The organism is Paenibacillus sp. P3E, from assembly GCF_001909045.1.
GTDB classification, from domain to species: domain Bacteria; phylum Bacillota; class Bacilli; order Paenibacillales; family Paenibacillaceae; genus Paenibacillus_AQ; species Paenibacillus_AQ helianthi.
Genome location: NZ_LVWH01000177.1, coordinates 47,068 through 58,356, shown reverse-complemented (window position 1 = coordinate 58,356; position 11,289 = coordinate 47,068). Strand labels below are relative to the sequence as shown.

The 11,289-nt window shown below is 51.5% G+C and carries 13 protein-coding genes; 11 read left to right on the top strand and 2 right to left on the bottom strand.

Annotated elements, in window-relative coordinates; genetic code table 11:
* Nucleotides 1–351 precede the first annotated feature (351 nt).
* The 7 genes from fur to A3842_RS19460 all read left to right on the top strand — a co-directional run bounded on the left by fur (nt 352) and on the right by A3842_RS19460 (nt 6,746).
* Nucleotides 352–819, top strand: coding sequence for a ferric iron uptake transcriptional regulator (gene fur, locus A3842_RS19490; RefSeq protein ID WP_074087517.1), 468 nt, complete (start codon nt 352–354; stop codon nt 817–819).
* Nucleotides 820–986: 167 nt separating this feature from the next.
* Entirely contained in the window at nt 987–1,220 is a 234-nt protein-coding gene (locus tag A3842_RS19485; RefSeq protein WP_074087518.1) for a DUF4227 family protein, read from the top strand.
* A 155-nt stretch (nt 1,221–1,375) separates the two neighbouring features.
* Entirely contained in the window at nt 1,376–2,269 is an 894-nt protein-coding gene (xerD, locus tag A3842_RS19480) for a site-specific tyrosine recombinase XerD (RefSeq protein WP_074087519.1), read from the top strand.
* Nucleotides 2,270–2,453: 184 nt separating this feature from the next.
* Nucleotides 2,454–3,632 (top strand): phosphopentomutase, encoded by a 1,179-nt coding sequence (deoB, locus tag A3842_RS19475; protein ID WP_074102435.1) that lies wholly within the window; start codon nt 2,454–2,456, stop codon nt 3,630–3,632.
* Nucleotides 3,633–3,663: 31 nt separating this feature from the next.
* Complete coding sequence (locus A3842_RS19470) at nt 3,664–4,488, top strand: purine-nucleoside phosphorylase (protein ID WP_074087521.1); 825 nt, start codon at nt 3,664–3,666, stop codon at nt 4,486–4,488.
* Nucleotides 4,489–4,551: 63 nt separating this feature from the next.
* Nucleotides 4,552–5,415, top strand: coding sequence for a purine-nucleoside phosphorylase (locus A3842_RS19465; protein WP_083609651.1), 864 nt, complete (start codon nt 4,552–4,554; stop codon nt 5,413–5,415).
* Nucleotides 5,415–6,746, top strand: coding sequence for a pyrimidine-nucleoside phosphorylase (locus tag A3842_RS19460; protein ID WP_074102434.1), 1,332 nt, complete (start codon nt 5,415–5,417; stop codon nt 6,744–6,746). Before A3842_RS19465 ends, A3842_RS19460 begins: the two co-directional genes overlap by 1 nt.
* A gap of 93 nt (nt 6,747–6,839) precedes the next feature.
* Here A3842_RS19460 and A3842_RS19455 read toward each other — a convergent pair whose 3' ends face one another.
* A complete protein-coding gene (locus A3842_RS19455; RefSeq protein WP_074087523.1) occupies nt 6,840–7,295 on the bottom strand; it encodes an AraC family transcriptional regulator in 456 nt (151 codons plus the stop codon).
* 314 nt (nt 7,296–7,609) lie between these two features.
* Here A3842_RS19455 and A3842_RS19450 point away from each other — a divergent pair, with 314 nt between their 5' ends.
* The 4 genes from A3842_RS19450 (at nt 7,610) to sigF (ending at nt 10,550) form a co-directional block, all read left to right on the top strand.
* Entirely contained in the window at nt 7,610–8,803 is a 1,194-nt protein-coding gene (locus A3842_RS19450; RefSeq protein ID WP_074102438.1) for a D-alanyl-D-alanine carboxypeptidase family protein, read from the top strand.
* Nucleotides 8,804–8,977: 174 nt separating this feature from the next.
* On the top strand, nt 8,978–9,331 hold the full coding sequence (spoIIAA, locus tag A3842_RS19445; RefSeq protein ID WP_062522208.1) for an anti-sigma F factor antagonist: 354 nt from the start codon (nt 8,978–8,980) through the stop codon (nt 9,329–9,331).
* Nucleotides 9,328–9,783 (top strand): anti-sigma F factor, encoded by a 456-nt coding sequence (gene spoIIAB, locus A3842_RS19440; protein WP_074087524.1) that lies wholly within the window; start codon nt 9,328–9,330, stop codon nt 9,781–9,783. Before spoIIAA ends, spoIIAB begins: the two co-directional genes overlap by 4 nt.
* An 11-nt stretch (nt 9,784–9,794) precedes the next feature.
* Nucleotides 9,795–10,550, top strand: a complete 756-nt coding sequence (gene sigF / locus A3842_RS19435; RefSeq protein ID WP_025704171.1) for an RNA polymerase sporulation sigma factor SigF — start codon at nt 9,795–9,797, stop codon at nt 10,548–10,550.
* A gap of 206 nt (nt 10,551–10,756) precedes the next feature.
* On the opposite strand, the gene A3842_RS19430 is transcribed toward sigF, so the two are convergent.
* A complete protein-coding gene (locus A3842_RS19430) occupies nt 10,757–11,215 on the bottom strand; it encodes a VOC family protein (RefSeq protein WP_074087525.1) in 459 nt (152 codons plus the stop codon).
* Between the last annotated feature and the right edge of the window lie 74 nt (nt 11,216–11,289).

Here is an 11,289-nt window from a genome sequence, read left to right as displayed (position 1 = left end):
GTATATTTCAGTAGAAGAAACCGGGTTCTCATCATCTTTTACCTAAAAATAATCACGTAAAAAACACATTTTATCTAAAACAAGCTTCAGAGTATTTTAGAAAATGAATGAATTATATCCAAGACATCAAAAAAAGAGTGGGTGCTAAGTTAAAATACACTACATTAAAATGTCTGCATGATGCGCTGGGTTACACCTATGCTGGTCCCCAAAGGATAACAGGGATTACCGGGTTGCTTCTTAGGAGCTCTCTGCTCCAAAAGCGTTTGACTTCTCAAACCGACTCCCCCTATAATGGAAGAAGTGATTTTGGTTGCCCGGAGCGGTAATTTTCCAAGGGGGAGGCAGACAATGGAAGCCCGGATAGATAAGATTAAGCAACAGCTACAATCCCAAGGATATAAGCTGACACCCCAACGGGAAGCGACTTTAAGAGTGCTGCTGGAGAATGAGGAAGACCACTTAAGCGCAGAAGATGTTTTCATGCTGGTGAAGGAGAAAGCTCCTGAGATCGGTCTCGCTACTGTCTATCGTACTCTGGAGCTGCTTAGTGAACTTCATGTCGTGGAGAAGATCAATTTCGGTGATGGCGTGGCCCGTTATGACTTGCGGACAGATACAGCGAAGCATCACCACCATCATCTAATCTGTGTGCAGTGCGGCACGATGGATGAGATTCGCGAAGATTGGCTCGGACCGCTGGAAGAGCGGCTGGAGAACGAGTTTAATTTTACCGTGCTGGATCATAGACTTGATTTTCACGGAATCTGCTACCGCTGCAAGGACAAGAACAGCACGGACAGCAAGCCTTCCGAATAAGCTTATAGATGAGGATTTACCGCATAGGCTCTCCCCGGTACGATATACCGGAGGGGGCTTTTTAAATGATTTACAGTGCTTCATACATATTAGAAGTCACCGGTGCATAGAGTGTAGGACGAGTTCGTGGGGCTAAATTGCTCCATAAAATTTGAGGAGGAATCCCGATGATCGTCTCTGTGCCGAAGACCATGCGCCGGCTGTATTTTATGACACTGCTGGTGGCCATGAGCTGCCTTGCTTATTATGCCATGAGCTGGATCAGCAGTTGGATCAATCCTTATGAGCATCATGAAATCCCTGAAGGAACGGCCGTCCGGGCATTCCAAGAGGTTCCGCATAGTCCCGAAGCGCTGGGCGCGGGGGAGAGATTGCGGTTTTATTACTGGTACGGTGAGTGAACACTACTCCATAAGCAGGAAATAGCTGAGAGTCTGTCGAAAAAGACAAGGGTGGGACCGCACATGGCCTACCCTTAAAAGCTTGCCGCGAGCCCTATGCCTAAAATGCTCCAGAATCGTGAAGAGCAGCCTGAGTAAGACAGGAGCGTGGATTGATGAAGTCACATTTGCAGCCGTTTATGCAGTATTTATCCGAAGACAAAGGCTTGTCGCCAAGCACACTGGAGTCCTACGGACGGGACATTTCACAGTTTATGGATTTTGCCGAAGAGCGGGGCTTAGCCTCGCCGGAAGAGATCAAAAGATCACATATTATGCTCTATCTCGCGGCACAGCGGGGAGCAGGGCGCGCAGCCGCAACGGTGAACCGGAATACGGTGTCACTCCGGGCTTTTTTTCACTATTTACTGAAGGAACGATTGATCGGGCAGGACCCGACGCTGGATATGGACAAAATCAAACCAAGCAGCAAGCCGCCGATAATACTGAGTGTGGAAGAGATGGAACGGCTGCTGGAAGCACCTGGTGAAGACACCCCCCCGGGCAAACGCGATAAGGCGATGCTGGAGCTGCTCTATGCCACTGGTATCCGCGTCTCCGAGCTGATCTCGCTGAATGTGGAGGATGTGCATACAGATATGAAGTATGTGCGCTGCACCGGATCTTCCGGGAAGGAGCGGATCGTTCCCATGGGGGAGATGGCCGCTGAATGTGTAGCCCGGTATACGGCTGGTATGCGGGACAAGCTGCTTCGCGGGAATACGGATGAGTCAGCCCTGTTCCTGAACAGTCTGGGTGGCAGGCTGACCCGTCAGGGATTCTGGAAAATCATTAAGAAATACGCCCGCGAAGCCCAGATCGAGCAGGACATTACTCCGCATACCTTAAGACATTCTTTTGCGGCACACCTGTTGGAGGGTGGGGCTGATCTGCGTTCCGTACAGCAAATGCTGGGACATTCTGATATTTCTACTACCCAGATTTATAGCGGAATTGCGCGTAAGAATATGAAGGATGTCTATGAGAGCCATCATCCGCGGGCCAGATAACCGGAAACACGTTTAATCTAAGAGATCACTTACAATAATCAAGTCCGCAGTCGGCAAAAGATGCTTTTTGTGAGTAAGATCGCTATGATGGAATCATACTGAAACCTAAGGCACCACCAGGTGGTACTCATTTGAAAGATCAGCGGCTCAAGTCTTGCATACTACTAAAGGAGTGAAGACGGCAATGTCCTCATTTAAACGAATCGGATTTATTGTACTGGATAGTGTAGGTATCGGTGAAGCGCCGGATGCCGAAGGTTTTGGAGATAAAGGAGCCCATACGCTGGGCCATATTCTGGAACGGGTGCCGGGTCTTAAGCTTCCTAACCTGCAGCAGCTTGGCCTTGCGAATATTGCACCGCTGCCGCCGCTTGAACCTGTGGCTGCCCCAACCGGATATTACGGTAAAATGCAGGAGGTTTCGGTTGGTAAGGATACGATGACCGGACACTGGGAGCTGATGGGACTCAAGATTGAGATTCCCTTCAATACTTACCCTGACGGCTTCCCGGCTAAACTAATTGAGAAGTTTGAAGCCGCTACCGGCCGCAAGGTGATTGGCAACAAACCGGCCTCCGGTACGGAGATACTGGTAGAGTATGGTGAGGAGCAGATGAAGACAGGCGCCTGGATTGTATACACATCTGCAGACAGTGTATTTCAGCTTGCTGCGCATGAGGATATTATCCCGCTGGAAGAGCTGTATCGCGCATGCGCTATCGCCCGTGAGCTGACGATGGCTCCTGAATTCTCGGTGGGACGTGTAATCGCCCGCCCTTATGTGGGCCAACCGGGGAACTTCGTACGCACGCCGAATCGTCATGATTATGCGGTGAAGCCACCTGAGCCAACCCTAATGAATGCGCTGCAGGATATCGGCAAAGACGTGATTGCCGTCGGCAAGATCAATGATATTTTTACGGGTGAAGGGGTTACAGCCTCCTATCCGACCAAAAGCAATGAGCATGGTATCGAAATTACAATTGCAGAGCTGCGCAAGCCTTTTAACGGCTTCCTGTTCACCAATCTGGTAGACTTCGACTCCCTGTACGGCCACCGCCGTGATCCTGAGGGCTATGGTCATGCCTTGGAGGTGTTTGATCAGGCGCTGCCTGAGCTGCTCTCGACGTTAACGGAAGACGATCTTCTGATCCTCTCGGCAGACCACGGGAATGACCCGATCCACAGTGGAACGGATCATACGCGCGAATATGTGCCGCTGCTGGTCTACAGTCCGCGGTTCAAGAACCCGGACAGCCTGGGCATCCGGCAGACGTTCTCGGATGTGGCAGCGACGATTGCCGACAACTTCGGGGCGAAAGCGCCGCAGTACGGGACAAGCTTTTTGGCGGAATTGAAGTAATCCCACAACCCCTTTAGGAGGCAATATAATCATGAACGTAGTAACTCAGAGCAATATTCAGGAAGCAGCAATCTATATCAAAGATAAATGTCCGGTTGCCCCGGAGATCGGCCTGATCCTCGGTTCGGGTCTTGGCGTGCTGGCGGATCTGATCACCGATGAGGTGGTCATTCCCTACCATGAAATTCCGCATTTCCCGGTATCTACGGTGGAAGGACACGAGGGTGAACTGCTGATTGGCATGATCGAAGGACGCCGTGTGGTTATGATGAAGGGCCGTTTTCATATGTATGAGGGCTATGGCCCGGAAACGACAGCCTTTCCCGTTCGTGTAATGAAGGAGCTGGGAGTAGCCAGCCTGCTGGTGACCAATGCCGCCGGAGGCGTGAACACAGACTTCAAGCCTGGGGATCTGATGCTGATCACCGATCATCTGAACCTGACCGGACGCAATCCGCTGACGGGCCCCAATGACAATGCGCTGGGTGTGCGCTTCCCTGATATGTCCTCAGCCTACAGCCCCCGTCTGATAGCAGTGGCCAAAGAAGCTGCGGCAGTACAGGGGTTTGAATTCAAGGAAGGTGTATATGCCGGACTGCTTGGACCCAACTACGAAACACCGGCTGAAATCGTGATGCTTCGCCGCCAGGGTGCGGATGCGGTCGGGATGTCTACCGTTTCGGAGACCATTGTTGCCCGTCATGCCGGCATTGAGGTGCTGGGTATTTCCTGTATCACAAATATGGCTGCCGGTATTCTGGACCAGCCGCTGAACCATGCGGAGGTTATGGAGACGGCAGACCGTGTGCGGGAGCACTTTTTGAAGCTGGTCCTGGCGTTTATTCCGAAGATGTAGGCTGAGGCCTCAGCTGAACTGACTTTTACACCATACACAATTGATATAGGGAGGACGTTACTTATGACACAACACGCAAATACCCCTTATGGCATGCAGGTCAAAGAAGCTGCTGAATATATTCAATCCAAACTGGGTGCATACGCTCCAAAGATCGGACTGATTCTGGGTTCGGGTCTTGGCGATCTTGGCGACCAGATTGAAGATGCCATTTACTTACCTTACGGGGAAATCCCCCACTTTCCGCGTTCGACGGTGGAAGGCCATGCCGGACGGTTCGTCATCGGAAAGCTGGAAGGCAAAGACGTTATGATTATGCAGGGCCGTTTCCATTACTATGAAGGTTATGCCATGCGCAAGGTTGTACTGCCGGTATACGTAATGGCTAAGCTTGGCATAGGAACGCTGGTAATTACCAATGCGGGCGGCGGCATGAACCGTTCATTCAAAGCCGGGGATCTGATGCTGATTACCGACCACCTGAACATGACCGGCGACAACCCGCTGATCGGACCTAATGATCCGGAGCTGGGTGTTCGTTTCCCGGATATGTCCCGGGCGTATGATCCTGAATATATCGTTCTGGCCAAAAAGCTGGCGGCTGGAGTCAAAGGTGTGGACGGCGCAGCACTGGTGCTGCAGGAAGGCGTCTATGCCGGAATCAGCGGCCCAACCTATGAAACACCTGCTGAGCTCAAAATGCTCGCCCTTCTCGGCGGAGATGCCGTAGGCATGTCCACGGTGCCGGAAGTGATTGTTGCCAGCCACAGCAAGCTGCGGGTACTGGGTATTACCTGTATTACCGATATGGCTATTGGGGATGAGCTGGAGCCGCTGACGCATGAGCAGGTGGTAAAGGTGGCAAACCTGACAAAACCGAAATTTATCGGCCTGGTGCGCGCTTTTGTGCGTGAGGTACAGGCATAATGCGGGCAGTTGATCTGATTCAGAAGAAAAGAGACGGCGGCGAGCTGAGCCGTGAAGAAATTGCTTATCTGATCCAGGGCTACAGCAAAGGTGAAATTCCGGATTATCAAATTTCTGCTTGGGCAATGGCGGTCTACTTCCAGGGGATGAACGCACGTGAAACCGGTGATCTGACCCTGGAAATGGCCATGTCAGGTGACCAGGTTGACCTTAGTCCGATTGCGGGCATCAAGGTAGACAAGCATTCCACAGGCGGTGTGGGCGATAAAACTACAGTAGTGCTTGCTCCACTCGTAGCCTCTGCCGGAGTACCAGTCGCCAAAATGTCCGGCCGCGGTCTGGGACATACCGGCGGCACGCTCGACAAGCTGGAGTCGATCAGCGGCTTCTCCGTGGAGATGGACCGTGAACGGTTCTTCACCCAGGTTGGCGAGATCGGTGCGGCTGTCATCGGCCAGTCCGGCAATATCACCCCTGCGGACAAGAAACTGTACGCGCTGCGTGATGTGACCGCGACGGTGGAATCCATTCCGCTGATTGCGAGCTCCGTCATGAGTAAAAAGATTGCCGCCGGCGCCGATGCCATTGTACTCGATGTCAAAACCGGCAGCGGCGCATTCATGAAAACGCTGGACGATTCCATCGCCCTGGCCCAGGCCATGGTCGATATTGGAACCCATCTGGGGCGCAACACGGTTGCGGTCATCAGCGACATGGACCAGCCCCTGGGCTACGGCATCGGCAATGCCTTGGAAATCAAGGAAGGCATCGAAACCCTTAAGGGTCACGGGCCTAAAGATCTGGAAGAGGTCTGCCTGATTCTTGGAAGTCAGATGCTGGTTCTCGGGGGAAAAGCGAAGGATGAGGCCGAAGCGCGCTTGATCCTGAAGACCCACATTGAGGATGGCAGTGCACTGGCTAAGTTCAAGCAGATCGTCCTGGCCCAGGGCGGAGATGTAACCCAGGTGGAGTCGCCCGATACACTGCCGTCCGCACGGACCTTCATCGAAGTGAAGGCAGTAACTGCCGGGTACGTGGAGAGCATCCAGGCTGAGCAAATTGGCATCGCTGCCATGCTGCTTGGTGCCGGCCGGGAAACGAAGGAATCGGTCATTGATCTGGCGGTCGGTATTCAGCTGTCCAAGAAAGTCGGGGATGCTGTAGCGGCAGGCGAAACACTCGCTGTCCTGCATGTGAACGACGCCGGAGTGAACAAGGTGCAGGAAGCGGAAGCCAAAGTGCTGGAAGCTTACCTGATTTCCGCCGAGCCGGTTCCCCCGCAACCGCTGGTCTTCGCATTGGTGACCAAGGATGGGGTCATACGGTATTAGGCAGACAGGGATTATAGTGCTTGGTGTGGAAAGACTCTAAGCAAAAATAAAGCGGCAGCCATGGACAGAAACGTCCTGGACTGCCGCTTTTTCTTAATGAAGTGGAACGCAAATCTCACAATAATGATTACTAACAAGCTCCATACTATACCGCTCCAGGATGGGTCTTGTTTCATCCAGACTCAGCCTTCGGTTCTTCAACTCCGTGAAGATTTCACCCCAGGCTTTTTGAACAGCTTCTGCTGTATGAGGGATCATAAATACAGCGTAGCTTCCTCCGCTTATACTGCCTAAGCTGACTTCATCAGATTGGACACAGTAATCCTCAGGAACAACCAGACACGCATCGTAGCGGCAATGTTCCGGTTTCACAAATGCAGGATTATCTTGGGCAATTCCAAGGATCACAGACATTGTATTAAAAATTGAAGTAGAGGCTGCCCACCTTTTGAATGTATCCATTAATTGTGAATTTGCTATTCCATAAGGACCAATCTGTCTCATATATACAATTGTACAGGACGGTATGTTTTCAATTGTCACTTTCATATGATCTTCTCTTTCATATAGAGTACATCGATGTCTGAAACCATCTTAGAATGCTTTAAAATGAAAAACAACCCATTTTTATAAAAAAAGGAAGTTCACAATATCATGCTCCCTGCTGAAAAGGGATGCAGTCTTCTTTTATGAACCATTTATTCCGGCTATGTTGCGGAGTCTGCACTTCAGGGGGGCCTCACCGGAGATGAACCTGTCTTTTTACATACAAATGGAATAATTTTCACCCTTTCTGACCAGACTGGAACACAGTACCTGTGAAATGAAGGTTAATGTTCAGGAGGGGAACCATTGTGAGAAAAATGCGTTATGTACTGCTCGTGCTGTGTGTTGCTGCTTCGGTTCTGGGCTCAGCTTCAGGCGCGTATGCAGAGGAAAAAACCAAAGCTAAAGACACCGGTAAGAACACCGCTGTTGTGGATCTGGCACCCGGAGCGCGCTCTGCCATTCTGATGGATGCGAACACCGGCACCGTGATCTATGAAAAGAACAGCCACGATAAGCTGCCGCCGGCAAGTATTACCAAAATCATGACCATGCTGCTGACCGTCGAGGCGCTGGATGAAGGCAAGCTGCAATTGACCGACAAGGTGCGGACAAGCGAATATGCCGCGTCGATGGGCGGGTCGCAGATTTTTCTGGAGCCCGGCGAAGAAATGACTGTGGATGAAATGCTTAAGGGCATAGCCATGGCCTCAGGCAATGACGCTTCTGTGGCAATGGCCGAGAAATTAGCCGGTTCGGAGAGCGCCTTTGTCGATCAGATGAACCAAAAGGCCGAGGCGCTTGGCCTGAAGGACACGCATTTTGCCAACTGCAACGGTCTGCCGGCCGAGAATCACTATTCCTCCGCCCATGACATTGCCGTCATCAGCCAGGAGCTCTTGAAGCATGAACGGATTATCAAGTACACCGGTTCCTATCAGGATTACCTGCGCAAGGACTCGGCCAAGCCGTTCTGGCTGGTGAACACGAACAAGCTTGTGCGCTTTTATACGGGGGCTGACGGCCTGAAGACAGGTTATACGTCCGAAGCCAAGTTCTGCCTCTCCGCAACTGCGGCCAGAGATGGACTGCGTGCCGTTGCGGTGGTGCTGGGCGAACCCAATACCAAAACCCGTAACAGTGAAGTGTCCGCGATGTTCGATTACCTCTTTTCCCAATATAAAGTCCATACGATTCACAAAGCGGGAGACGCCATCGGCAGTGTGAAAATTGAGAAAGGCGTGAAGACCCAGCTTCCGCTTGTCGCCAAAGAAACCTACAGTGTGCTTTTGAAGAAAGGAATTACCCAGGAGGGCATCCGTCATGAGCTCGTGGTGCCGGACAGCATTAAGGCCCCTGTAAAGGCAGGTCAAACGGTAGGCAAGCTGGTTGTCTATCAGGGAACAACTATTGTGAAGCAATATGAGCTGAAGGCAGACGCAGATGTGCCGAAGGCAGGCTGGTGGAGGCTGTTCAAACGGACCACGGGCTCCATGTTCAGGGCTGATTAATTTCTTGTATTTTGTAGATTAGTCTCAGGCTTTCTGTTGATTCGTAGGGGTTTTCTTCTAGTTTTGTCGTGAGGCAGGATTATAGAATTCCCGCGTAGAAAACCTTGTCCTTGTAGGGGAAAGAACTGATGTACAGGACGTTTTCTCAAAGCAACGAAGAGGAGAGTGGCAGGTATGAATTCTCATGTGGAGATGGAGCATCACAGAGGTGTGCTGATTGTACGGCTGTCAGGAGAGCTGGACCACCACGCAGCCGAGTATGTACGTATGGATATGGATGAAGCAATAATGCGGGGCCAGGTAGAGCATCTGATTCTCAGTCTGAAGGAATTGCAGTTTATGGACAGCTCGGGCTTAGGCGTCATTCTCGGGCGGTACAAGCTCATCCGCAGCAAAGGCGGGAAAATGGTCGTCTGTGACGCCACCGCACCTGTAAAAAGGCTGCTGGAAATGTCGGGCTTGTTCAAAATCATGCCCCTATATGACGACGAGAGCGCTGCACTCTCGGATTTGGAGGTTGCGTTATGACAAAGAGCGAAGCGGGTAACTTCATGAGTGTCCAGTTTGCCGCACTGTCGGAGAACGAATCATTCGCACGCGTGGTAGTGGCGGCTTTTGTCTCCCGGCTTGATCCTACGATGGAAGAGCTGAATGACCTGAAGACGGTGGTGTCGGAGGCTGTTACCAACTGCATTATCCACGGTTACGATAGTGATCCTGAAGGAGTTGTCAGCATCTCCGCCTCCATCGAGGATGAAACCGTGCATCTCACCATTGAGGACAAAGGCCGGGGAATTGAGGATCTCGAGCTGGCCCAGCAGCCGCTGTACACCTCCAAGCCGGAGCTGGAGCGCTCGGGAATGGGCTTTACGATTATGGAGAATTTCATGGATGAATTCGAAGTTGCAAGTGAACCGGGGCGCGGTACCTCCATTTCAATGAAGAAAACCATCGTCTCGAAAAAAGCTTTATACAATTAGGGGTTGGAGCCATGGATGCAGAGTCAAAAAAAGCTCCGCCGACCTATTTGGACGATGCGGAGGTCAAACGTCTGATCGCACTCAGTCAAGCCGGAGATAATCTGGCCCGCGATACGCTGGTCAACTGTAATATTCGCCTCGTCTGGTCGGTGGTGCAGCGGTTTATGAACCGCGGGTATGAGCCTGACGATTTGTTCCAGATCGGCTGTATCGGACTGCTAAAGTCCGTTGATAAATTCGACCTCAGCTACGAGGTCAAATTCTCCACCTATGCCGTGCCGATGATTATCGGCGAGATCCAGCGTTTCCTCCGGGACGACGGCACCCTCAAGGTCAGCCGTTCCCTCAAGGAAATGGCCAACAGGGTGCGCAAAATGAAGGACGAAATGTCGAAGACGCTGGACCGTCTGCCGACCATCGGGGAAGTCGCAGAAGCGCTGGGGGTCACGCCCGAAGAAATCGTGTTCGCCCAGGAGGCCAACAAGCCGCCGACCTCGATCCACGAGACCGTCTTCGAGAATGACGGAGACCCGATCACGCTGATCGACCAGATTGCTGACGAGACACAGGAGCGCTGGTTCGACAAGCTGGCGCTGAACGAGGCCATCGGGGCCTTGACTGAGCGCGAGCGCCTGATCGTCTACCTGCGTTACTACCGCGACCAGACCCAATCCGAAGTCGCCAGCCGCCTCGGCATCTCGCAGGTCCAGGTGTCGAGGCTGGAGAAGAAGATTCTCGCGAATATCCGCGAGCAGATCGCACAGTAGGGTTACGGTAAGACAGCAAGAGATTGGTGAAGAATATAGAAGTGGTATGAGCTGGGAGTTAAGGGCGAGTAGTGAATGTGACGGGTGAAATGAACGTTTGAAGGCCGCCTCGTGAGGGGCGGCTTTTTGTATTGCTATTGTTAGGCATGTTTTGTTCTGAGTATGCATTAAACGACAACATATAGCAAAATGAACATGTATTATACTTATGGGATTTGGTTATCGAGTTGTTCCGCTAAACCGATTAAAAGTCCTTCAGTTCCACGAATGTAGCAAAGCCGATACGAGTTCTCGTACTGAACCACTTCGCCAACGAGCTGAGCACCATACTTAGTGAGTCTGGATACCATTTCGTCAATGTCTTCAACAGTGAACATGACACGCAGATAACCGAGGGCATTTACAGGAGCCGTCCGGTGATCTGATATAGTGGGTGGGGTGAGAAATCGCGAAAGCTCAATTCGGCTGTGGCCATCTGGGGTAACCATCATAGCAATCTCTACACACTGTGAACCCAGCCCGGTTACGCGACCAGCCCATTCCCCTTCGACAGTGGCTCGCCCTTCGAGCTTCAAGCCAATCTCCTCGAAGAAAGAAATTGCGTCATCAAGGGATTCTACAACAATGCCAACATTGTCCATTCTTAGTAATTTGTTTTTTGCCATAGATTGATCTCCTTATGTGTACAAATTGATTACCTCATAAATTATTCTATTCAAGAATTTTAAAACCCTCTTTT